The following is a 22548-nucleotide window of genomic DNA, read 5'->3' on the forward strand; positions in this document are numbered from 1 at the left end:
TGCCCTGAACCATTCGGCTGCCACGCATTCCCCCACGGGGCCATACAGGGCGGCCCAGGACATTGCTCCCGGTTCGCCCCGTACAGCTCAATGAGGAGTACTTTCGTGGCCTCCGCACCACCAGTCACCACGCTCGCTTCGTACATACCGGACTCACATGCCATCGGTGGCAGCCTCCTGGCCACCGCACTGGTCAGTCTGATCCCCCTCGTGGTGTTCTTCCTGTTGCTGATGGCCGCCAAGCGCTCGGCGCTGCTGTCCGCGCTCGGCTCGGTGCTCTCGGCCCTCCTGGTGGCGGCGCTCGGGTTCGGCATGCCTGTCGGGCTCGGGCTGCTCTCGGCGTCCCAGGGCCTGGTCTTCGGCCTGTTCCCGGTGATGCTGATCGTCGTGGCCGCCATCTGGTTCTACGAGCTCACGGTGGTCAGCGGCAGGTTCGAGGACCTGCGGCGCTCGTTCAGTGCGGTGGGACGCGGCGACCTGCGGATCCAGGCAATGCTCATCGCCTTCTGCTTCGGGGGACTGCTGGAGGCCCTGGCCGGCTTCGGCGCGCCCATCGCCATCACCGCCGTCATGCTGATGGCGCTCGGTCTGCCGCCGGTCAAGGCGGCCATGGCCGTGCTGCTGGCCAACACGGCGCCGGTCGCCTTCGGCGCGATGGCCATCCCGGTCACCACCGCGGGCAACCTGACCGGCATCCCGGCGGACGACATCGCCGCGGTCATCGGCCGGCAGTCCCCGCTGCTCGCCCTGTTCGTGCCCCTGCTGCTGCTGTTCGTCGTGGACGGCATGCGAGGCGTCCGCCAGCTCTGGCCGATCGCCCTGGTCACCGGATTCGTCTTCGCCGTGGCGCAGTTCTGGTGCTCGGGCCACTTCGCCTACGAGCTCACGGACGTCGTCGCCTCGCTCGCCGGCTTCGCCGCGGCCGTGCTGATGCTGCGCTTCTGGAAGCCCCGCACCCCCGAGGGCCAGCTCTCCCAGGTGGAGAACGAGCCCCTCACACCGCGCCGGGTCACCTTCGCCGTTCTCCCGTACTTCCTGGTCATCGCCATCTTCGCGCTCGCCAAGCTGAACGTCGGACCGCTCGACATGCCGAAGCTGCTGGGTCACTTCAACCTCACCGTCGAGTGGCCGGGTCTGTACGGCCGGCTGCTGACCCAGGCGGGCGAGCCCTCCTCCAGCCCTATCTACAAGCTGGAGGTACTCGCGAACCCGGGCACCCTGCTGATCATCGCGGGCATCCTGGTCACGCTGGTCTACCGGTACGCCAAGGACCGCGACGCCTACCCGATGACCGCGCACATGGCCGCCTCCGCGGCCGGCCGCACCATCAAGAACATGCGGGTCGCGATCATGACGGTCGCCACGGTGCTCGCGCTCAGCTACGTCATGAACCAGTCGGGCCAGACCGTGGCCATCGGCGCCTGGCTGGCCACGGCGGGCGGCCTCTTCGCGCTCCTCTCGCCGACGCTGGGCTGGCTGGGGACCGCCGTGACGGGTTCCGACACCTCCGCCAACGCCCTCTTCGCCAACCTCCAGCAGACGGCCGGCCAGACGGCCGGGATCAACCCGACCCTGCTCGTCGCCGCGAACACCTCGGGTGGTGTGGTGGGCAAGCTCGTGAGCATGCAGAACCTGACGATCGCCGCGACCTCGGTGGAGATGCCCGGTTCCGAACGCATCCTGCTGCGCAAGGTGGTCGGCTACAGCGTGGCCATGCTGGCCATCCTGTGTGCGCTGGTCTACCTCCAGTCCACGTCGGTGCTCTCGTGGATGCTGCCGTAACGGCACCGCTCACGGCCTGAAGGGGCCGGTGCACGACCCGGGCGGCGGGTCGTGCACCGGCCCCTTCTCGGTTCCCGGTCTCGGTGGCGCCTACCGCTCCGCGGCGGGCTCCCCGTCCTCGCCGGCGTCGTGGGCGTCGTTGACCTCGTCGACCAGCGTGCCGTGGAAGCCCCGGATGTGGGCCTCCGCCAGATCGGCCGCCTCCTCACCCCGGCCCGCTCGCACCAGTCGCAGCAACTCGGTGTGCTCGTCGTTGAGATGGGCCTGCGTGGCAGGCCAGTCGTCCACCTCTTCGAGCGCCCGAAGGATGAGGGTCCGCACGGACTCACGTACGGCCGCGGTGAGGGTCGAGGTGAGCGCGTTGCCCGAGCTGCTGGCCACCAGGACGTGGAACCGGGTGTCCAGCTCGTTGAACTCCGAGGGCGTGACGCCCGGCCGGGTCATCCGGTCGAGCACGGACTCCGCCTCGTCCAGGTCCGCCGCCTCGGCATGGCGCGCGGCGGCGGCGAAGCTGGAACGCTCCAGGGCGACCCGCGCCTCCAGCACGTCGTGCAGGCCGTAGCTGCCCAGGGCGAAGTGGAGCCGCAGCAGCCTGCCGAGCGCGTCGTCCGGGTTGCGCACGATGCGCGCACCCGAGTCCGGGCCTCGGCCGGGCTGCGCGACGAGCACACCGATGGTCTCCAGCACCCGGAGCGCCTCCCGCAGCGCGGACCGGCTGACCCCGAACACAGGCGCGAGCTCACGCTCGGGGGGCAGCCGGTCACCGGCCCTGAGCTTCCCGGCGAAGACCTGCTCCTCGATGCTCTGGAGCACGAGTTCATGCGTACGGGACTGCCGCACGGGCTGCCACTCGACAGACATCCGCCACTCCTTCGGGCCGATACGTATGACCCGACTATGTCACACACCCCTTATGGTCAGACCACTCAGCTTTCCGACCCCCCGTCGACCCCGCCCAACGGATTCATCGGATTCTCACGCAACGGCTCTACGGTGGTCCGCGTGACCCAGACGAGCCCGCCCGGCTGGCATCCAGACCCCGGGTATACAGGAACCGGCCCTTTGCACGAACGCTGGTGGGACGGCCACCAGTGGACCGACCACCTCCGCGTACCGCCCGCCGCGATCCGGCGCCGCCGCATGCGCATCGGCATCACCGCGGGGGTGGTGGTTCTCGCCGCCGTCGGGGGCTGCCTCTTCCTGCTGTCGGACGATTCCGGCGATCCGAAGGAGACCGTGGCCACGGCCCCCTCCACCGGACCTTCCGGTGCACCCGGCGGCCGCGGACCGGGCGCGCCCGGAGGCGACGGCCAGAGCCAGGCCCCCGAACAGCAGCAGCCGCGGGCCGAGGACGGCTACGCCATGGACCTGGCCAGCGGGATCAGCCTCCCGGTACCCGACGGCTGGACAGGACAGTCGGGGATGACGGGTGCCGGCGTGACGACGGGTGAGTACGCCTGCCCCGGCGACACGTCCCAGGAGTGCGTACGCGGCGGAGTGTTCTCCACGCCGGCGGAGGCGCTGGACCTCACCACCACCACGGCGAAAGCCACGGCGACGGCGGACATCTCCGCCAACGCCGAGGAGTCCTACGGCGAGAAGATCTACGGGGGTATCACCTCCCATCAGGAGCTCAAGTCCGGGCCGGTCACGGTGGCCGGTCAACAGGGCTATCTGGTGCGCTGGAAAGTGGTGACGAAGAACGGCGACGACGGGTACGTCCAGTCGCTGGCCTTTCCGTCCCCCCACGCCAAGGACACGCTCGTCGTCGTCCGCTCCGGCTTCGACATCAACGCGAAGGCCCCGAAGCTCTCCGTGATGGACGAGATCACCAAGGGCATCAAGGCCTCCTCCACCACGGGCGGGTCCGGCACGGACACATAGTGCCGCGATCCAGCGATCCACGCGGGCGGAGCGGACGCCGGGCACCAGAGATGAGTACGGGAGGACGACCGGACTGAGTATCTCGGCCGATCCACCACTGGATCATCATTGGTCGAATGACCCCATGACTCCTGGCACCCCGCTCCGGCCCCGTATGCAGCATGTCGCCACGGCCGGTACAGCCCTGGCCGTCACCCTGGCCCCGGTGGTGATCGGAGTGTTGCTGGCCAAGACCATGGCGGCGGACCCGATGACACCGATCAACGCGATGGTCACCCGGGGCGGACAGACCGTCCCCCTGTCGCCCACGCAGTGGCGCCGCTGCGGACACCAGGCACTGCGCAGGTGCGTTCGGCGGCCAGGGGGCCATCAACGGGCCGCCCTTCACCTGCTGTTCGAGCGCGGACCCAAGGTCTCCTACCACCGGGGAGGCGTGAAGGTGGCCGGCGGGTCCGTCGCGGACCATGCTCCAGGTCCAGCCGGCCTGGAGGGTGGTCACGGCGCCTGGCGGTGATGAGCCGGCCGGCGAACTCCGGGGGCGCGCGGTCCTGTTCGATGCGCCCCCACACGGCTTCCGGACCAGCTCCGGAACACCTTTGAAGGCGCCGCGACCACCACCCCCACAGACACGTGAAAGGCCGCCCTCCCGAATACGAGAGAACGGCCTCCGACCTGCAAAAAGCTGGTCGGGACGACAGGATTTGAACCTGCGACCCCTTGACCCCCAGTCAAGTGCGCTACCAAGCTGCGCCACGTCCCGATGCCCGTCTGACCTGGATAATTCCCCGGCCCGAACGCGCATGAGAACAATACCGCACTTCCATGGGTGGTCACGAACCCCTTTCGGGCTTGACCTCAACCTAGCTTGATGTTCAAGCCTGGGTACATGACGTACACACCCACTGCCCCCATGGGCGGCTATCGCGACATGAACAGGCTGATGAGCCTGATGACGGGGGACGAGAAGCACGGTCCCGCCGCCACCTCCACACTGGACGCCCTCTGGGTGCTGTACGACCGGGTACTCCGGGTGACGCCCGACACCGTCGACGCTCCGGACCGCGATCGCTTCCTGCTGTCGAAGGGGCACGGTCCGATGGCGTACTACGCGGTCCTGGCCGCGCATGGATTCTTCGGGGAGGAGCTGCTGCCGGGGTTCGGGGTGTACGACTCGCCGCTCGGCCACCACCCGGACCGGACGCTCGTACCGGGCGTCGAGATCGGCAGCGGCTCCCTGGGGCACGGGCTGCCGCTGGCCGTGGGCACGGTGCTCGGCCTGCGGGCACAGGGGCTGACCGACCCGAGGGTGTGGGTGCTGGTCGGGGACGCCGAACTGGACGAGGGCAGCAACCACGAAGCCCTCGCCTACGCGGGCCCGGCCGGACTGGAGCAACTGCACACCGTGGTGATCGACAACGCGTCGGCCTCCTACGCCCGGCCCGACGGCATCGCCGCCCGGTTCGAGGCCGCCGGCTGGTCGGTCGATGCCGTCGACGGACGGGACCACGAGGCGCTGTACACGGCCTTCACGGCACCGCACCCCGGGCGGCCGCGGGCCGTGATCGCGCGCGTCGCACCGAAGAGCTGAGCGCACCGGTCGAGGACCGACGCACAGCACGCCCCTCCGCGCAGGGGCTCGGAGACACCGGAACCGGAGAGGAACACTTCCCATGGACACGATGCGTGACCGCTTCATCTCGACCACATCGCAGCTGCTGGACGACGACCCCCGCCTCGCACTGGTGCTGGCCGAGATCAGCCGGGACGGCTTCGAGCGTGCCGCACGGACCCATCCGGACCGGGTCATCAATGTGGGGATCAGGGAACAGCTGCTGGTCGGGGCGGGCGCCGGGATGGCGCTCACCGGCCTGCGGCCGATCATCCACACCTTCGCCAGCTTTCTGGTGGAGCGGCCGTTCGAGCAGGTCAAGCTGGACTTCGGCCATCAAGGAGTGAGCGGTGTGCTGGTGAGCGCCGGCGGTTCGTACGACTGGCCCGCCGGTGGCTTCACCCATATGTCACCGGGCGATGTGGCGCTCCTGGACACCCTCGACGGCTGGGCGGTTCATGTCCCGGGCCACCCCGACGAGGCCGAGGCACTGCTGCGGGAGGCGGCCGCTGGGGACGACCGGGTCTATCTACGGCTGTCGCTCCAGTCGAACGAGCAGGCGCGCGAGGTCGGCGCGGGGACCGGTTTCACCGCCGTACGGAAGGGGCGGCGCGGCGTGGTGATCGGGGTCGGGCCGATGCTCGACCCGGTCCTCGCGGCGACCGACGGTCTGGATGTGACCGTGCTGTACGCGACGACGGTGCGCCCGTTCGACGGACCCGGGCTGCGACGGGCGGTGGACGGTCTCGAAGCCGCCGATGTGGTGGTCGTGGAGCCGTATCTGGCGGGCACGTCCACGGCCGCGGCCAATGACGCGCTCGCCGAACTGCCGCACCGGGTCCTGGGTCTGGGAGTGGGGCGGGCCGAACTTCGCAAGTACGGGGAGATGGACGAGCACCTCGCCGCTCATGGGCTGGACCCGCGCGGCCTGCGGGAACGCATCAGCGCCTTCCTCCGCCGATGACCGGGGCGGTTCCGCCGCAGCGTGGCGGAACCGGGCAGGCACGGCGGTCGGGCTCCCCAGGGACCGGTTGGTCGGCCCTCCCGGTCAGATTCCGAGACTGTTCTCCTCACGCCGGTCCATGTAGCGGACCAGCTCCCGTGCCAGGGACTTGATCGTGTCGAGCCCCGCCCTCCCCCACGGGCGGGGCACCGTGTCCACCGCGCACACGGCGCCCAGCGCGATGCCCGTGCGGTCGATGAGCGGCGCACCGAGGTAGGAGCGGATGCCCATGTCGTCGACGACGGGGTTCCCGGCGAATCGCGGGTAGTCGCAGACGTCCTCCAGGACGAGCGCCTTGCGGCGTGCGACAACATGCGGGCAGTAGCCACGGTCCAGGGCCACGTACCGGCCGGTGCGGCTGCTGTTCGCGGCCGTGGCGCCCAGGTCCGAGCCCTTGTGCGTGCCCGCGGGGGTGTGCAGGCCGGCGTAGAACTGCCGGTTCCCGTCGATGAAGTTGACCATCGAGAAGGGCACTTCGGTCACTTCGGCCACCCGGTTGGCGAAGGCGTCGAAGTCGTCGAAGGAACCGTCGGAGCGCCGGCCGAGGCCCAGGGTCCGCAGCCGATGGGCGCGGACGGCGGCGTCGCGGTCGACGGGCGTGAGCAGCGGCCGACCGGCGGCATGCGGGATCACCGGTGGGCTCCGGAGCCGGACATCGGGGCCGGGGCGGAGGTGGCGTTGATGAGGTACTGAACCAGGGTGACCAGGGCCCCGGTGCCGGAGCTGGCGATCCTGGCATCGCAGAGCACCACCGGCACGTCCGGTCCCAGGTCGAGAGCGGCCCGCACCTCCTCGGGCGCGTAGCGGTGGGCGCCGTCGAACTCGTTCACCGCGACGATGAATCCGATGCCACGACGTTCGAAGAAGTCGACGGCGGCGAAGCATTCGGCGAGCCTGCGGGTGTCCGCGATCACGACCGCTCCGAGTGCTCCGCGGGAGAGCTCGTCCCACATGAACCAGAAGCGCTCCTGGCCGGGGGTGCCGAACAGGTAGAGCACGTGTCTGTCGTCGAGCGTGATGCGGCCGAAGTCCATCGCCACCGTGGTCGACATCTTGGACTCGACACCGTTGAGACTGTCGGTGGTGGCGCCGACCTGGGTCAGCAGCTCTTCGGTGCTCAGCGGCGCGATATCGCTGACCGCACCGACAAAAGTCGTCTTGCCGACGCCGAATCCCCCTGCCACCAGCACTTTGAGCGCGACAGGAAAACCCTCCGAGTCATCGGGGCCGCCGGTTCCATCGGGGCCGCCTGCCGGGCCGGTGTCGTACGCATCCCCGGAGTCGTATCCGGCAGGCGAGAGGTGCGGACCGCCCGCCTCGTACGCATCACGCGCGTCGTACCGGCCGCCGGGGCCGCCGTACTCTCTCGTACCACCGTGGCTTGTGTGACTGCCGAAGCCTTCGGAGCTTGCGCTGTTCTCGTACGCGGCAATGCTGCTGAAGTCGTCAGAGCTGTCGTCGTAAGCCATCGAGTACTGCCTCCAGCAGGGATCGGTCGGTGGGCATGTCATGGAACGCGGGCGGATGCGCAGTGACTGCCCCGCAGTCCACCAGGTCCGAGACGAGCACCTTGGTGACGACTGCGGGCAGCCGGAGATGGGCGGCGATCTCGGCCACCGAGGTGGGGCCGCCGCACAATTCCAGTGCGACGGAGTGTTCGGGGCCGAGGTGCGTCTGCGGCTCGGTCCCGGTGGCTCTCACCAGGGACAGCAGGTCCAGCAGGGCCGTCGGGCGGGTGCGGCCGTTGCTCACGGTGTACGGGCGGATGAGTCGGCCTGCCGCGTCGTCGAGCAACGGGCCGTCCTGCGACACCGACACCGTCACAGCCCCGTGACGCCCGGTGTCCCGGCCGCCAGTCTCGCCGGGGTCATCAGATAGGGGCGGACGCTCTTGACCAGCATGGTCATCTCGTAGCCGAGCACGGCCGCGTCCGTCTCACGGCCGGCGAGCACGGCGAGGCAGGTGCCCGACCCGGCGCTGGAGACGAACAACAGCGTCGAGTCGAGTTCGACCACCACCTGTCGCACCTCACCGCTGTCGCCGAAGCGGGCACCGGCGCTGCGGCCGAGCGAGTACAGTCCGGCGGCCAGCGCGGCCATGTGGTCGGCGCTGTCCGCGTCCATGCCGTGGAGGGACTTCACCAGTCCGTCGGCGGAGAGGAGGACTGCGCTGCGTGTGTACGGCACGCGCTGGACCAGTCCGGACAACAGCCAGTCGAGGTCCGGGACCTGACCGGACGACATATCGGTCGTCATGGGACATCTACTCCTTGAAGGAATGCGTTTCGAGGGGCTCGACGGCCGGGGCCGCGTCCGGAATCGGCAACGGGTCCTGGGCGGGGTTCGGGCCCGGGGTGGGGTTCGGGCCCAGGGCGGGGTTCCGGTGCGGGTCCTCAGCCGGTTTCCGGTGGCGGCGGACGGTGGTCGGGGTGAAGCCGCGAACGGGTAGCGGTCCGGGCGGGTCCTGGGCCTTCCGGATCTGCGGGGACGCGGGTTCGGGGCTCGGGCCCGGTTCACGGACCGCGTCCGCCTCGGACTCGGAACGGGCCTCCGCGAGTTCGATGCCCCGCCGGAAGGCCGCCACGAGTCCCGGGTCGTGCAGGTCCTGTTCGTCCGCGGGGCGCGGCACCGGCGACTGCCTGAGCTGCGGGGCCAGGTTCTCCTGGTGGGCGCGCTTGGGGAGTTGCGGCCGGCCGGTCGTTCCGACGGCTTCGGATCTGGGAATCACCGTCGTCGGGGTGTCGTCCGCATGCCCGGTTCCGGGGCGGGCCTCTGCCGGATCCGGACGGTCGAGGCGCACGGTGCGCAGGGGCAGCGGAGGGGCTGCGTCCTGGTGCCGGGTCTGCTGCGGTGGTTGATGCAGACGCACCGGTCGTGTGGTCACGTACGGCCGGCGCTCGGCGTTGGTCCGCGATTCCGGGCCGGGACCGGGGTTCGGGACACGATGGCCGCCGGTGCCGTCCTCGGCGGGCGGACGGTGTACGGGTCCAGGGGGCGGGACCGGAGCCGCGCCGGACTCGGCCAGAACCTCCCCGTCCACACCCAGCAGGGACTGCGGGAGGACGAGTACGGCCTGTGTGCCTCCGTAGATGTTGCTCTGCAGACGAACCGCGATGCCGTGGCGTCGGGCGAGTGACGCGACGACGAACAGGCCGATCCGGCCGTCCTGCAGGAGGTGCGCCATATCGACCTGGTCGGGGTCGGCGAGCAGGGCGTTCATCCGTTTCTGCTCGTTGCCCGGCATGCCGAGTCCGCGGTCCTCCACCTCGAGGGCCAGTCCGGCGGTGACCTGTTGGGCGCGGAGGAGCACCTGGGTGTGCGGGGCGGAGAACACCGTGGCGTTCTCCACCAGTTCGGCCAGCAGGTGGATCACGTCGGCCACGGCGTGACCGCGCAGTGTGCCGTCGATCGGCGGTACCAGCTTGACCCGCGGGTACTGCTCGACCTCGGCGATCGCCGAGCGCATGACCTCGGTCATGGAGACCGGGTTGCTCCACTGACGCCGCGACACGGCGCCACCGAGGACGGCGAGGTTCTCGGCGTGCCTGCGGATGCGTGTGGCGAGGTGGTCGACATGGAAGAGGCCCTTGAGCAGATCGGGGTCCTCGACCTCGCGCTCCAGCTCGTCGAGCAGCTGGATCTCACGGTGCACGAGCGACTGCAGCCGGCGGGCGAGATTGACGAAGACCTCGACCTTCTGTTCCTCACCGCTGCGGTCGGAGAGCTGCGACACCTGCATGACCGCGGCCACGGCGATTTCCTGCTGGCGGCCGATCTCCTGCTCGAGCAGCTCGAAGGCATCGCTGCCGGGGGCAATCGACCGCACGGGTTTCCGTGCGGGCACGGGCTCTCCGTTGCGGAGCTGTTCCACCACCCGCTGGAGTTCGGTCCGGCTCTGCGCGCTGGCGCGGCGCAGGGCCAGGCAGCGGGCGAAGACGGTGGTGGTGACGCGGTTGGCGGCGAGGTACGCGGCCAGCACGGCGGCGACGGCCAGCGCGCCGGTCCCGCCCAGCGCGGTCCACAGTTCGATGGACGACCGGGCCCCGGTGGAACGGACGGTGAAGGTGACCGCCGCGGCTCCGCTCAGCACCGCGGCGCCGGCCGGCAGCACCGCGGCACGCAGGAGTTGGGGCTGTAAGCGCATCTGCGGGGAGTGCTGGGCGGCTCGCGGCCTGGACGTGGCCGAGCGGGAGCGGGCACCCGGTCGGCCGTGCCGTCCGCCCTCTTGGCGTTCCGGTCGCGCTTCGGCTGCGCGCAGTTGAGACATCAGCGTCCTCGGGACGTGGGGCGCCAGGAGTCATCGTTCGTGCGATGGCCCCTGGGGTGGCGGGTCGGGCTCGGCTCATCGGTCGGGCAGGCTCCGCAGAGATGTGCCCTGCGTTGATCACTGGCCACACACGGTAGTCGTCCCTCACATGTGCCCGGCGGGCAGTTGTCGAACTTGCCCACCATCCGTCCCACCGCGGTGTGACGACCCGTACACAAGACCGATTAAGCCGCAGGAACTCCTGGTCGACGACCACCCGAACGGCCTACGCCCGCACTCCGCTGAACGCCGGGAACGGCTCGGCCCGTCCGGTTATGCCGAACGGGCCGAGCCGTCTGACGGTGCGTGGTCCGGTGCTCGTGGTCCGGTGCACATGGTCCGCGCCCCCTGCCCCGACCTCGCATGGTACGGAGCAGCGGTCACTCGCTGCCGTCGTGCGTCGTCACCGCTCCCCCGCGAGGTCGAGGTCACCCCGGGGAGCGGCCCCGGAAATGGGGGTCGGCGCCCCGGGGCCACGCCAGGGATGGGCGATCGGCTGGGAGACCGGCCGCCACCAGGGATCGACGGGGAGGACGCCAGCAGGCTCGAAGGGTTCTCCCGGGCGGGGAACCGCGACCGGCTGCCCCGCGTCCGCCGCCGCGTCCACCGTCCACTCGGCCGGCTCCGCCCACGCGTGGAGGGCCAGGCTGAAGGTCCCCCAGTGGATCGGCAGCAGGACACCGTGGGGTCTGCCGCCTTGCAGGTCCAGGTGGGCCTCCACCCCTTCCGCAGGGGTCATGTGGATGTCCGGCCAGGCTCCGGGGAGCGGTGTGGGGTCCGTGTGCCCCTCGGGCCAGTACTGCGAGTACGCACCGATCTGGATCATGGTCGCGTCGAAGGGTCCGTGTGCGGCGCCGATGTCCTTGAAGCCGGGGAAATAACCGGTGTCGCCACTGTGGAAGATCCGGTGCTCGGGTCCCGCGACGGCCCAGGACGCCCAGAGGGTGTGCTGCTGGTTGCGCAGGCCCCGGCCGCAGAAGTGCCGGGCCGGGGTGGCGGTCAGGCCGATCCCGGCGATCTTCGTGCTCTCGTTCCAGTCCAGTTCGCGCATCCGGTCGGCGGACACGCCCCATCGCTCCAGATGGGCGCCGACGCCGAGCGGAACGGCGAACACCGTGTCCGTGCCCGCGAGGGCGCGGATCGTCGGCAGATCGAGGTGGTCGTAGTGGTCGTGGGAGATCACCACGGCGTCGACGGGGCCGAGCGCGGCGAGCGGCAGGGGCACGGGATGCAGCCGCTTGGGCCCGGCGAAGGCGAAGGGCGAACAGCGCTCGCCCCACACCGGGTCGAAGAGGATCCGTCGGCCGTCGATCTCGGCCAGCACGCTGGAATGACCCATCCAGGTGAGTCGCAGCCCGGAGACGGGCGGTTCGGCGAGGTCGGCGTAGGTGGTGCCGTGGACGGGCACGGTTCCGGCCGGTGCCCTGCGGAGCCGCTCGTCCTTTCGGAAATAGGCCTTCGCGAGCTCCAGGGCGGATCCGGAGGGCCTGGTCCGTGCTCCCTCCGGGTTCTGGAAGACGCCGTCGGCGAAGTGGGGCGAGCGGCGGATGCGCTCCATGCGGGCCCCGGTCGGATCGGCACCGAACGCGTCCGGGCGCAGCGATCGCAGCCCGGTACGGAGCGGAGGCAAGGGTTCAGCGCCGGTCACAGCATCTCCTGAGGGAGTCGGTGTCGTCTCATTATCGGCGGGGGCGTCGACTGTGCGCGTGCGGAGCGACCGGGCGGCCGATCGCCGGACCGTGCTCCGTCAGCCACGCGGCTGCCCGTACACATGGCTGATCCGGAGCCGCAGCACGACGCGGCGGTCCCGGACCATCGCGCGGCGGTAGTCGTCCCAGTCGGGGTGTTCCCCCTGGACGTCGCGGTAGAGCGTGATCAGCTCCTCCACCGTCGCGTCGTGCGGGTCGGTGGCGACCGGGGACAGATCGGCGGTGCCGTCGACGACCGTCCACGCCCAGCGGTCCACGGTGGTGACGTGGTAGCTCGCCCGTGGGTCGCGGCGCAGGTTCTTCGTCTTCGCCCGGTCCTCGGTGATCGAGACCCGGATGACGTGCTCGTCGGGGTAGTAGAAGTGGTTGACATTGGACAGCTGGGGTCTGCCGTCCCGTCTGAGCGTCACGAGTACGCCGCCGTTCTCCTCTCCGAGCAGCCCGAGCAATGCGTCCTGCTGTGTGTCGAATGCTGTCATGCAGGATCCAACGTCCGTACCCGTCACAGGATTCCGCGCGGCGGGCACTCCGTCCCACGCCCCGAGGACCCCGCCCGCGTGAGCGGTACCGGTCCCGGACCCTCACGGGTACCGCCGGCCTCTGCCACCTGCCGCGTCGTGCGGTGACGGCCGGCCAGGACGGCGGATGCGGCGTATTGCCGCCATGGCGCCTTCCCGCCAGGGCCGACTCCGGCCCAGGTCTCCATGTACCTGACAGTCTCGCCTCACCACCCCCTGAAAACACACGAGTTCATGAGGTGAAATGAGACGGACCAGATGGGCGACTGTCTGCGCCACCGCGCTTGCCGTCGCCCTTGCCGGTGGAACACTGCCTGCCGCCGCCGACAGCCCGCCCGCCTTCGCCGCACCGGCCACATCACCGGGAACCGGCGGCGGGAGCGGGACCGTCACCCTGCTGACCGGCGACGTGGTGACGTACTCCGGCCGTGGGGACAACCTGCAGATCGACTCGATCATGCCGGGAACGGGCCGTGAGGGCATGGGCTTCACACGTTTCCGGGCCGACAGCCACGAGTACGCGGTACCGATCGACGCCATCGGCGAGATCTCCGGCGGCCGCGTGGACCAGCGGCTGTTCGATGTGACCGAGCTGGTCGCCTCTGGCTACTCGGATGCCGCCACGAAGACACTGCGCATCCTCGTCGGCGGTTCCGCCTCGTCGTCCGCGAGTCCCGCGGCCCCGAAGGGCGCACGGGTCGCGACGGCCTTCCCGGCCACCAGGACCACCGCGTTGCAGGTGCCGAAGAAGTCGGCCGAGACCGTATGGAAGCAGCTCGGCACCACACCACGGGCCCGTGCCGAGGGCATCGGCAGGGTCTGGCTCGACGGCAGGGTGCGGGCCACGCTCGACCAGTCGGTACCCCAGATCGGTGCCGACCGGGCCCACCGTGCCGGAATCACTGGCAAGGGAACCCGGGTTGCCGTTCTCGACACCGGCTACGACCCGGACCACCCCGATCTGAAGGATGCCGTCGTCGCCTCCGAGGACTTCACCGGGGACGGCATGCAGGACATGCAGGGCCACGGCACCCATGTGTCCTCGATCATCGCCGGTTCCGGGGCCGCGTCCGGCGGCCGGTACGCGGGCGTCGCACCGGACGCGGAGCTCGTCGAGGGCAAGGTTCTCGGCAACGACGGTTACGGCTACGACTCCTGGATCCTGGCGGGCATGCAGTGGGCCGTCGACCAGGGCGCCGATGTCGTCAACATGAGCCTCGGATCGAACATCGCGTCCGACGGCACCGACCCGTTGTCGGCGGCCGTGGACAAGCTCTCCGCGGAACACGGCACGCTCTTCGTGATCGCCGCGGGCAACAGCGGCGACGCGACGATCGGCGGCCCGGGCGCCGCCGACACCGCCCTGACGGTCGGCTCGGTCACCAAGTCCGGCACGATGTCGTCGTTCTCCTCGAGCGGCCCCCGTCAGGGCCGGCCCGCCGTCAAACCGGAGATCTCCGCCCCCGGGAGCGCCATCGTCGCCGCGCGCGCCGCAGGCACCCTGGACGACGCCGCCGTCACCGAGCAGTACGCCTCGCTCTCCGGTACCTCGATGGCGAGCCCCCATGTGGCGGGCGCCGCGGCCCTGTTGGCACAGCGGCACCCCGACTGGTCCGGTGCACGGCTGAAGGCGGCGCTGGTCGGCAGCGCCGCGCCGGTGGACGGCGCGACGGTCTCCGACACCGGGTCCGGCCTCGCCGACGTACCGGCCGCGCTGGCCACGCGGGTGGTCGCCGAGCCCGCCACGCTGGCCGCCCACACCACGTACCCGAACGCCTCCGCCGAGCCCCTGACCCGTGAGCTGACCTGGACGAACACCAGCGACAAGCAGGTCCGGCTGAAGCTCTCCACCGGCCCGGGCGATGCGGTGCGCCTCGACGCGCGGACGCTGACCGTACCGGCGCGTTCCTCCGCCGTCACGGAGGTCACCCTCGACCCGTCGCAGGTCGAGGCGGGCACCACGTACGGCGACGCCGTGACCGCGACCTGGCAGGGAGGCGGACGGGCCGTCGTACCGGTCTCGGTGCAGGCCGACCCGGAGACGTACACCCTGACCCTGACCGGACCGGCGCCGCGTGAGGGCAGCCAGGCCACCTCGACGGGCGTGGTCCTGCAGAACGAGCGGACCGGATCCTCCCAGCTGGTCGGGCTGACGGGCACCACGCCGAAGAAGGTGACGCTGCCGCGCGGCAGTTACCGGGTTCTCGGGCACACCTGGGAGTACGACAAGGTGGGCACCACCGTCGTCGGCACCACGGCGATCCACTTCGCCCAGCGGGTGACGGTCGATCAGGACACCGCCGTGGTCCTGGAGACCAAGGGCGCCGAGCCGGTGCGGATCGGCGTGGACGACGGTTCGGCCCGGGTGGCCCTCCAGTCGGCGACCGGCATCGTCTCCCGGATCTCCACCGGCACCACCTCCCTGGACAGCGGTCTGGTCGCGCCGAGTTCGGCAGGCCAGTACCGGGTCGAGGCCGTGCCCACCACCGGTGCGGCGCTGGACGGTCTGACCTTCTTCGGCGGACTGAGCTGGCAGCAGCGCGAGGTCGACGCGCACGAACCCGGCTCCTCGGCCGACGCACTGAAGCTGCTGCTGTCGCAGTACAGCGTGTACAGCTGGCTGGGCACCGCCACGGGTGAGGTCGTCGACATCGGCACCGGGGCGGACTTCGACCCGGCGACGACGGACCTCAAGGGCAGGATCGTCCTGTGGACACCGGCGACCAGCAAGACCGCTTTCAACAACGAGGTCTACCAGAAGCTGACCGACGCAGGCGCCGCCGCCGTCATGTACGTCGGCTACGGGCTCTCCGTCTACCGGCCGACCCCGGTGCTCCGGCTGGACCAGGCCAGCGTGCCGCTGCTGCGCGACCGGCTGGCCCAGGGGCCGCTGACACTGACGCTCGACGGGGTCAGCACCGGGGCCGACGCCTACTATCTGCACCACTCGGTCGACGGCGGGGTCCCGGCCGGGGCCGACTGGTTCGATCGCCGCTCCGACCTGGCGCAGGTGCACACGACGGAGCGCACCCACGGCTACCCGACCGACCCCAAGGGCATGTATGCCTGGACCACCTGGCACGGGCTGACGCTCTACCAGCAGGTGACCCGCTACCGTCCGCCGTCGGAGCAGACGCTGTACTTCACCCCGGGCGTGGCGTGGACGACGGCGACCTTCCACTACCAGTACGACGTGAGCGAGCAGGTGTACCCACTGGGCACTCTGGTCGGTGCGCCCACCGTGTACCGCAAGAACGGCGAGTACCGCGACGACTGGATGTCCGCCCCGTTCAACCCGGCACTGGGCAGTACGGCCGGTGCCGCCCAGGTCGTCAGGGAGGGCGACAAGCTCAAGGTGGCGCTCCCGGCGTTCTCCGACGCGGCCGGGCACCGGAGCGAGACGGCACCGGGTGCGGACAGCGGGAGCACCGTCCTCGCGGACGACAGCGGAAAGGTGCTGGCCCGCAACGGCGCACCGGGACGTGCCACGTTCGACCTGCCGCGCAAGGAGGGTTGGTACCGGCTGACCGTCCACGCCACCCGGACGTCGCCCGACCCGGTGACCTGGATGCTCGGGACCGAGGTCACCAGCGAGTGGCGGCTGCGCTCCGGCCACGAGAAGTCGGCCGCACCGGCCCGGCTGCTGGACCTCGACTACCGGCTGCCGCTGAGCGGCGAGAACGCGGCCGACCCCTCGGAACCGCTCGAATACACCGTCGGTCTCTCCGCGCAGGGCAGCAGCAAGGCGGTTCCCATCACCTCGCTGAAGGTCTGGTACGCCACGGACGGCACCGACTGGCAGCCGGCCGCGGCGGCCCGCGGGGCGGACGGCCGCTGGAACGTCAGCGTTCCGGCCGTCGGGACCGCCAAGGTGGACCTGCGGTCCACTGTCACGGACGCCTCGGGTGCGTCCCTGACGGAGACCCTGATCGACGCCTACAACTCCGGCTGCCCGGACATCTGGTGCTGATGGACCAGGCCGGCCGCACCGGAGCCGGATGAACCCGGGGCGGGGCCGCGTGCGCGGCTCCGCCCCCCTGCCAGGACCCCGCGCATTCGTTAGGCTGGCGCCCGTGGCACGAGTGCGGATGAGCGTGGCGGAGCGGCGCGAGGAACTCCTGCGCGCCGCCGTCGAGCAGATCGAGGTGCGGGGGATCACGGCGGTACGGATCGGCGACGTGGCAACCGTGCTCGGTGTGAGCAACGCCTTGGTGCTGTACCACTTCTCGACCAAGGAGAAGCTGGTCGCGGCCGCCTTCGCCCACGCCGCGGAGGCCGACCTCGCACATCTGCGCAAGCTGCTGAGCCGCCGCACCAGCGCGGTACGGCGGCTGCGCGCCGCGCTGCGCTGGTATGCGCCGACGGGCCGGGCCAAGGGCTGGCGCCTGCGGATGGAGGGCTGGGCGGCCTCGCTGCGCGACCCGGCGCTGCGCAATGTGGCCGGCGATCTCGACCAGCAGTGGAAGGCGGAGCTCGCCGAAGTCATCGAAGAGGGCGCCGCCGCCGGGGAGTTCCACTGCGACGACCCGATGTCCGTGGCCTGGCGGCTGACCGCTCTGCTGGACGGCCTGGCGGTGCAGACGACGTCGTACGCAGGTCCGCTGTCCCGGGCCACGATACTGGCCTGGACCGATGAGGCTCTCGCCCGGGAACTCGGCATCGACCGGACACAACTGACGGTCTGACACACAATGCCCCGATCGGCCGGGGCTGCCGGATCGCCGGGCGTGCTGCCGCCCGGAGGGCCGATGCCCGGCCTGCCTCCCCCGCTCCCCCGGCCCCGTCGTTCCGGAGCGGTCTCCCTCGCTCCCCCGGCCCCGTGGTTCCGGGGCTGTCTCCCTCGCTCCCGGCGGCCCCGCGGTTCCGGGCCTGCGTCCGTCCTGGTGGCAGCGCTCAGGTCTGGCGCAGGGGCGCGTACTCCTCGCCCTGGAGTCCGAACGTCCAGGCCACACCGTCCTTCGCGGTCCTCGTGCTGGGCGGCACCCTGAGCCAGTAGGTGCGATGCGTACCGTCCGGCTCCGGGGTCGAGTTGACCACCTCTACCATCACCACGGCCTCGTCGCCGTCCAGGGCTATGCGCCAGAGGATGCCGGTCTCGTCCCGGTGGACGGGCTGGGCACCCGACTCGGCGAGGTAGCGGTCGTAACCGTAGAACTCCAGCATCACGCGACGGAGTTCGGCGTTCTCCTCCTCACGTATCCGTGCGGGTGTCAGGGATTTCAGTTCCGCGAGAAACTCCGGGGGAACGGGCATCCCGCGCCAGGCGTGGAGCGCGAAGCCGTCACGGAAGGCGAGCGCCGGACCGTCCCCGCGGTCGAGCCGTCCCGCTTCGTCCCGATGGAGCTCCTCGGGGCGCTCGCTGATCACCGCGACGCGCTCGTACGGCCACCACCAGCCCGCGTTCCGGGCCACTTCGGCCAGACCGGTCAGCCGGTCGCCCCGCCCGTCGAACGCGGCGAGCCAGGCCGCGTCGTGTTGCCCCAGAACCGCGTCGAGCAGGACCAGCCGGACGTCCGACTCGGCCTCCGGGCGCTCCGCGAGGTCTGCGACGACACCGGCCCTGATGCGTTCGGCGAGCCCCGCCGTGGTCTCCCAGAGCTGCGCCCCGGTGGCGGACCACAGGGCGGACCAGCCCGCCGGGCCCAACTCGTCGTACATCCGGCGCCGTTCCTGTGCCCAGGGCCGGGTCCGCACGTTCTCACGCACCGAGCGCCCCGGGTCATCCAGCCTCCTCACGGTCTCGACCGCGGCCCTGGGCGAGTCGGCCCAGACGATCCGCTCCGGCTCGGCAAGTCCCGCACTGCGGTAGGCGAGCCTCAGCCCGTCCTCGGCCGCGGCTCGGTCCGCGTCGCCCGTCGCCGCTGCCACGCCCCGCCATGAGTCCACGTACTGCATCGGTCTTCCCCGTCCCCTGATTCCGTGTCTGTTCGCTGTCGCGCTGAAGGTGGTGTGCATGGTGTGCACGGGGCGGTGTGCCGTGTTCGGCGCCGCGTCCTTCGAAGCCGCCCGCTTCCGCGCCGTGCGGTGTGCTCTGGTGGTGCCGTTCTCCATGCCCCGAACGCTTCCGGCACCGTCAGTCCGCGACGATGCGGACCGCCCCCGGTGCGTACTCCCGCTGGCGGACCACGCGGTACCAGCCCTTCGGCAGCGGTATCGTCGCGTGCTCCTCGTGCACCACGCGCCCGCCCTCGGGAAGGTGGAGCAGCATCGGCCCGAAGGCCCCCGCCTCGCGCATCAGCCGACCCGGCCCCTGAACCGCATGGGCGTGGCCGGTGACTTCTCCCAGCGCCAGGATCAACCGTCCGCGCCCGTCCCTCGGTTCACCCGGCGCGTCCACGAGGTGTGCGGGCACGGCCGACTCCTCCAACGACACGATCAGTACATCGCCCTGGCGGTACACAGACGTCTCCCCTCCATGGCCGCACCCGGTGTGCCGGCCACGGGAAAAACGCTACGGGGAGGGTCTGACATCGGTACTCGCCGACGGCTGCCGACGGCCCGGTCCACGGTCCGGCCAGGTCCGTTCCGGGTCGTCACGGCCGTCGCGCGTATCTCGGCGGGCGCCGGTGGACGCGTCCGGAGGTCCCCGGTCGCGCCGTTGTCAGTGGGGCTTGATAAACCTTGCGGACATCAGCCGTCCCCAGCACCAGGAGCCCAGGGTCATGTCCATCGTGGACCAACTGCACGAGTTGCTCGGCCTTCCTGCCATCGACTTCCCGCACACGACGGAAGAAGCGCCGGTCCAGGCCGCCGATGCGGTGGCCTGGCGCATCTCGGTCGATCCGTACGACGACGATTCCGACGCCACCTGGGAGGAGGCCTTCCGGATATTCCTGGAGCGAGTCCGTCCGGACGGTGTGCGGGCACTGATCATCGGTCAGTGGGGCGAGTCGTACGAGGAAACCTCGTCCTACCCGATCGATCTGGTCGTGGCCGCGGCCGACCGGCTGACCTCGCTGGAGGCCGTCTTCGTCGGCGACATCGCCCAGGAGCAGGCCGAGATCTCCTGGATCGAGCAGTCCGATGTGACGGCACTGCTGGCCGCGTACCCCGGCCTGCTGGAGCTGGGTGTGCGAGGCGGCACCGGCCTGGAGTTTCCTCCCACGAAACACGAGCGACTGCGTTCCCTGACCATCGAGTCCGGCGGCCTGCCGGTCGGCGCGATCCGCGGCGTTCTGGAGAGCGAACTGCCCGCGCTGGAACGGCTCGATCTCTGGCTCGGCGTCTCCGCGTACGGCGGCGACGCCGATGTGGCGGACCTGGCCCCGTTGCTCTCCGGCTCCCGCTTCCCTCGGCTCCACCATCTCGGTCTGCGCAACAGCGAGCTGCAGAACGAGATCGCGACGGCCGTGGCGAGTGCCCCGGTCGTCGCTCAGCTGCGCGTCCTGGACCTGTCGCACGGGACCCTGGGCGACGAGGGCGCGGCGGCGCTGCTGGACGGTCAGCCGCTCACCCATCTCGAACGGCTGGATCTTCATCACCACTTCATGACCGAGCCGATGGAGCGCCGCATCGCTCAGGCGGTCGGATCCCACGGCGTGCGGGTCGACGTGTCGGAACGGAACGAGCCCTGGGGCGGGCGCGGCGCCGAAGGGCGCTACACCGCGGTCGCGGAGTGAGGTGCGATGACCGACGTCGAACACCCGGACACCTTCTACGGTCTGCCGGTCCTGACCGTGTCGGGACCGGACCGGCAGAGGACCGGTCCGCGGCCGGCCGCCGATGCGGTCGCCTGGCGGCTGGAGAGCGACTGGGACGGGGACACGACGTTCGCCGCGCTCTGGCGGCACTTCCTCGACACGGTCGACACGTCGCAGGTCCGGGCGCTGCTGATCGGCCCCTGGTGGGCGAGCGAATACGAATCGATCGCGCCCGTCGTCGGGTTGCTGGCCGGTGACGCGGACCGTTTCCCGTCCCTGCGGGCGCTCTTCCTCGCCGATGTCGTCGGCGAGGAGTGCGAGTTGTCGTGGCTCGTCATGTCCGACATCACCCCGGTCCTTGAGGCGTTCGGGCAGCTCCAGGAGCTGACGGTACGCGGGTGCGGGGAGGAGAACGACGGCAGCTCGCTCGCTCTGCGGCCCGTCCGGCACACATCGCTCAGGTCGCTGCGGTTCGAGTCGGGCGGGCTGCCGTCCGGAATCGTGCGGGCGATCGGGGCGTCGGAGCTGCCCGCGCTGGAACGTCTCGAGCTCTGGCTCGGGGTCGGCGAGTACGGCGGGGACACGACGGTCGAGGATCTGGCACCGCTGCTGTCCGGTGCGGCCTTCCCGGCCCTGCGTCATCTGGGGCTGCAGAACAGCGAGATCCAGGACGAGATCGCGGCGGCGGTCGCCTCGGCGCCGGTGGTGGCCCAGCTGGAATCGCTCTCCCTCGCCATGGGCACCCTCGGCGACGAGGGCGCCCAGTCCCTCCTCTCGGGCCAGCCGCTCACCCACCTGACCTCGCTCGATCTGCACCACCACTACATCAGTGACGTATGGATGGACCGTCTCGGGAGCCTGCTCGGCCGCGACCGGGTGAACAGCGCTCTCGACGAGGCCGCCTACGCGGACCCGGAAGAGGACGGCACACGTTATGTCGCCGTCTCCGAGTAGCCCGGCCGGCCAGGTGCCGCGCTTCGCCGTCGTGGGAGTGCCCGGCAACCGCCGGGTCACGTTCTTCCAGGACGCCGTGCGTGCCGCCGGGCTGCCGGCCCCGCGGCTCGTGCCCTGGCAGGACGTCCTGCGCGGCGACGCCGCCTTCCTGCCCGGCGAGACCGTGCGGATCGACTCGCCCGGTGAGGACGCGGAGGTGGAGCGGCTGCTGAGAGAGGTCGACGATCCGGCACGGGTCGAGGGAACGGCCCTGTGGTACGCCCGGTTCACCTCGGCCGTACGGGTGGCGGCGCGGGCGGCGGCCGCCTCCGGGGCTGTGCTGCTCGACGACCCCGGCGATGTCGCGGTGCTGTTCGACAAACGGCTCTGCCATGCCGTGCTGGACGGTGCCGATGTGCCTGTGCCGGCCTCGTCCACCTCGGGTGCCGCGGCGCCCGAGGTGCGGGACTGGGCGGACGTACGCGCGCGCATGATGGCCCATCGCATGCCGCGGGCCTTCGTGAAGCTCGCGCACGGCTCGTCCGCCTCGGGGGTCCTGGCCGTGGAGACGGCCGGGCCCGGACGCGTCAGGGCGACCACATCGGTGGAGCGCGACCCGTCCGGCCGGCTCTTCAACTCGCTGCGCGTGCGCCACTGCACGTCGGAGCGGGAAGTCGGGGCGCTCGTCGACGCGCTCGCACCGGACGGCCTGCACATCGAACGCTGGCTGCCCAAGGCCGCCCTGGGCGGCCGGGTGGCGGATCTCCGGGTCGTGGTGGTGGCCGGACGGGCCACCCATGCCGTGGTCCGCACCAGCCGCTCCCCGATGACCAACCTTCACCTCGGCGGTGAGCGCGGGAGTCTCGACGAGGCCCGTGCGGCCGTCAGGGCAGCGGGCGGCAGCTGGGCGGAGGTTCTCGGCCTGTGCGAACGGGCCGCGGCCTGCTTCCCGGACACGCTGTGCGTGGGAGTCGACCTGCTGCCCGCCACCGGCTGGCGCCGCTTCGCCGTCGGCGAGGTCAACGCCTTCGGAGACCTCCTGCCACGGCTCACCGGCCTTCCCGGCAGCGGCGCCGAGGGCCTGGACACCTACGCGGCGCAGGTAGCCGCCGTACTGAACCGAGCAAGGAACGACCATGAAACCGCCACTCCCTGACCCCGGGCC

Annotated in this window: 20 protein-coding genes and 1 tRNA gene; 10 read left to right on the forward strand and 11 right to left on the reverse strand. The window is 70.9% G+C overall.

The genetic code is table 11. The annotated features are described in order from the left end of the window. The first annotated feature begins 105 nt into the window (after positions 1-105). Complete coding sequence (locus AB0L71_RS24170) at positions 106-1782, forward strand: L-lactate permease (RefSeq protein WP_365246639.1); 1677 nt, start codon at positions 106-108, stop codon at positions 1780-1782. A 90-nt stretch (positions 1783-1872) separates the two neighbouring features. On the opposite strand, the gene AB0L71_RS24175 is transcribed toward AB0L71_RS24170, so the two are convergent. Beyond that, a complete protein-coding gene (locus tag AB0L71_RS24175; protein WP_365246640.1) occupies positions 1873-2643 on the reverse strand; it encodes an FCD domain-containing protein in 771 nt (256 codons plus the stop codon). A gap of 141 nt (positions 2644-2784) precedes the next feature. On the opposite strand from AB0L71_RS24175, the gene AB0L71_RS24180 reads away from it, so the two are divergent. Then, the gene (locus AB0L71_RS24180; protein WP_365246641.1) at positions 2785-3666 is read left to right on the forward strand and encodes a DUF2510 domain-containing protein; all 882 of its coding nucleotides are present in this window, start codon (positions 2785-2787) and stop codon (positions 3664-3666) included. A 124-nt stretch (positions 3667-3790) separates the two neighbouring features. Further along, positions 3791-4180, forward strand: coding sequence for a hypothetical protein (locus AB0L71_RS24185; protein ID WP_365246642.1), 390 nt, complete (start codon positions 3791-3793; stop codon positions 4178-4180). Between the two features lie 169 nt (positions 4181-4349). On the opposite strand, the gene AB0L71_RS24190 is transcribed toward AB0L71_RS24185, so the two are convergent. After that, positions 4350-4426: transfer RNA gene (locus AB0L71_RS24190), tRNA-Pro, on the reverse strand. A gap of 126 nt (positions 4427-4552) precedes the next feature. On the opposite strand from AB0L71_RS24190, the gene AB0L71_RS24195 reads away from it, so the two are divergent. Together AB0L71_RS24195 and AB0L71_RS24200 are read left to right on the forward strand one after the other, a co-directional pair. After that, on the forward strand, positions 4553-5254 hold the full coding sequence (locus tag AB0L71_RS24195) for a transketolase (RefSeq protein WP_365246643.1): 702 nt from the start codon (positions 4553-4555) through the stop codon (positions 5252-5254). Positions 5255-5336: 82 nt separating this feature from the next. Beyond that, a complete protein-coding gene (locus tag AB0L71_RS24200; RefSeq protein ID WP_365246644.1) occupies positions 5337-6239 on the forward strand; it encodes a transketolase in 903 nt (300 codons plus the stop codon). An 84-nt stretch (positions 6240-6323) separates the two neighbouring features. Here the strand turns inward: AB0L71_RS24200 and AB0L71_RS24205 are convergent, their stop codons facing one another. The 7 genes from AB0L71_RS24205 to AB0L71_RS24235 form a co-directional block, all read right to left on the reverse strand. Further along, a complete protein-coding gene (locus tag AB0L71_RS24205; protein ID WP_365246646.1) occupies positions 6324-6911 on the reverse strand; it encodes a GAF domain-containing protein in 588 nt (195 codons plus the stop codon). Then, a complete protein-coding gene (locus tag AB0L71_RS24210; protein ID WP_365246742.1) occupies positions 6908-7468 on the reverse strand; it encodes an ATP/GTP-binding protein in 561 nt (186 codons plus the stop codon). The genes AB0L71_RS24205 and AB0L71_RS24210 overlap by 4 nt, the downstream gene beginning before the upstream one ends. Positions 7469-7724: 256 nt before the next feature. After that, positions 7725-8096 (reverse strand): DUF742 domain-containing protein, encoded by a 372-nt coding sequence (locus AB0L71_RS24215; protein WP_365246648.1) that lies wholly within the window; start codon positions 8094-8096, stop codon positions 7725-7727. Between the two features lie 2 nt (positions 8097-8098). Beyond that, positions 8099-8533, reverse strand: a complete 435-nt coding sequence (locus AB0L71_RS24220) for a roadblock/LC7 domain-containing protein (RefSeq protein ID WP_365246650.1) — start codon at positions 8531-8533, stop codon at positions 8099-8101. Between the two features lie 7 nt (positions 8534-8540). Then, entirely contained in the window at positions 8541-10544 is a 2004-nt protein-coding gene (locus AB0L71_RS24225; protein WP_365246652.1) for an ATP-binding protein, read from the reverse strand. Positions 10545-10986: 442 nt separating this feature from the next. Beyond that, complete coding sequence (locus AB0L71_RS24230) at positions 10987-12231, reverse strand: MBL fold metallo-hydrolase (protein WP_365246654.1); 1245 nt, start codon at positions 12229-12231, stop codon at positions 10987-10989. A 99-nt stretch (positions 12232-12330) separates the two neighbouring features. Next, entirely contained in the window at positions 12331-12771 is a 441-nt protein-coding gene (locus AB0L71_RS24235; protein ID WP_365246656.1) for a PPOX class F420-dependent oxidoreductase, read from the reverse strand. 283 nt (positions 12772-13054) lie between these two features. On the opposite strand from AB0L71_RS24235, the gene AB0L71_RS24240 reads away from it, so the two are divergent. Both AB0L71_RS24240 and AB0L71_RS24245 read left to right on the forward strand, forming a co-directional pair. Next, positions 13055-16780 (forward strand): S8 family serine peptidase, encoded by a 3726-nt coding sequence (locus AB0L71_RS24240; RefSeq protein ID WP_365246658.1) that lies wholly within the window; start codon positions 13055-13057, stop codon positions 16778-16780. Positions 16781-16904: 124 nt separating this feature from the next. Continuing rightward, positions 16905-17495 carry a TetR/AcrR family transcriptional regulator gene (locus AB0L71_RS24245; RefSeq protein ID WP_365246744.1) on the forward strand — a complete coding sequence of 197 codons (591 nt, stop codon included), beginning with the start codon at positions 16905-16907 and terminating at the stop codon, positions 17493-17495. A 208-nt stretch (positions 17496-17703) separates the two neighbouring features. Here the strand turns inward: AB0L71_RS24245 and AB0L71_RS24250 are convergent, their stop codons facing one another. Continuing rightward, positions 17704-18705, reverse strand: coding sequence for a DUF6745 domain-containing protein (locus AB0L71_RS24250; protein WP_365246660.1), 1002 nt, complete (start codon positions 18703-18705; stop codon positions 17704-17706). A gap of 178 nt (positions 18706-18883) precedes the next feature. Next, positions 18884-19210 carry a hypothetical protein gene (locus AB0L71_RS24255; protein WP_365246662.1) on the reverse strand — a complete coding sequence of 109 codons (327 nt, stop codon included), beginning with the start codon at positions 19208-19210 and terminating at the stop codon, positions 18884-18886. Positions 19211-19472: 262 nt separating this feature from the next. On the opposite strand from AB0L71_RS24255, the gene AB0L71_RS24260 reads away from it, so the two are divergent. From AB0L71_RS24260 to AB0L71_RS24270, 3 genes are read left to right on the forward strand one after another with little or no spacing between them, the layout of a single operon-like run. Further along, positions 19473-20429 carry an STM4015 family protein gene (locus tag AB0L71_RS24260; protein WP_365246664.1) on the forward strand — a complete coding sequence of 319 codons (957 nt, stop codon included), beginning with the start codon at positions 19473-19475 and terminating at the stop codon, positions 20427-20429. 6 nt (positions 20430-20435) lie between these two features. Beyond that, on the forward strand, positions 20436-21404 hold the full coding sequence (locus AB0L71_RS24265; protein ID WP_365246666.1) for an STM4015 family protein: 969 nt from the start codon (positions 20436-20438) through the stop codon (positions 21402-21404). Beyond that, positions 21385-22539, forward strand: a complete 1155-nt coding sequence (locus AB0L71_RS24270) for an STM4014 family protein (protein ID WP_365246668.1) — start codon at positions 21385-21387, stop codon at positions 22537-22539. The genes AB0L71_RS24265 and AB0L71_RS24270 overlap by 20 nt, the downstream gene beginning before the upstream one ends. Positions 22540-22548 lie beyond the last annotated feature (9 nt).

The organism is Streptomyces sp. NPDC052052 (assembly GCF_040680455.1).
Classification (GTDB): Bacteria; Actinomycetota; Actinomycetes; order Streptomycetales; family Streptomycetaceae; genus Streptomyces.

Coding starts and splice junctions, on each gene's coding strand:
- AB0L71_RS24195 (WP_365246643.1), top strand. CDS start 4,553: ATGACGTACACACCCACTGCCCCCATGGGCGGCTATCGCGACATGAAC.
- AB0L71_RS24250 (WP_365246660.1), bottom strand. CDS start 18,705: ATGCAGTACGTGGACTCATGGCGGGGCGTGGCAGCGGCGACGGGCGAC.
- AB0L71_RS24200 (WP_365246644.1), top strand. CDS start 5,337: ATGGACACGATGCGTGACCGCTTCATCTCGACCACATCGCAGCTGCTG.
- AB0L71_RS24240 (WP_365246658.1), top strand. CDS start 13,055: ATGAGACGGACCAGATGGGCGACTGTCTGCGCCACCGCGCTTGCCGTC.
- AB0L71_RS24225 (WP_365246652.1), bottom strand. CDS start 10,544: ATGTCTCAACTGCGCGCAGCCGAAGCGCGACCGGAACGCCAAGAGGGC.
- AB0L71_RS24270 (WP_365246668.1), top strand. CDS start 21,385: ATGTCGCCGTCTCCGAGTAGCCCGGCCGGCCAGGTGCCGCGCTTCGCC.
- AB0L71_RS24185 (WP_365246642.1), top strand. CDS start 3,791: ATGACTCCTGGCACCCCGCTCCGGCCCCGTATGCAGCATGTCGCCACG.
- AB0L71_RS24175 (WP_365246640.1), bottom strand. CDS start 2,643: ATGTCTGTCGAGTGGCAGCCCGTGCGGCAGTCCCGTACGCATGAACTC.
- AB0L71_RS24220 (WP_365246650.1), bottom strand. CDS start 8,533: ATGACGACCGATATGTCGTCCGGTCAGGTCCCGGACCTCGACTGGCTG.
- AB0L71_RS24235 (WP_365246656.1), bottom strand. CDS start 12,771: ATGACAGCATTCGACACACAGCAGGACGCATTGCTCGGGCTGCTCGGA.
- AB0L71_RS24265 (WP_365246666.1), top strand. CDS start 20,436: ATGACCGACGTCGAACACCCGGACACCTTCTACGGTCTGCCGGTCCTG.
- AB0L71_RS24260 (WP_365246664.1), top strand. CDS start 19,473: ATGTCCATCGTGGACCAACTGCACGAGTTGCTCGGCCTTCCTGCCATC.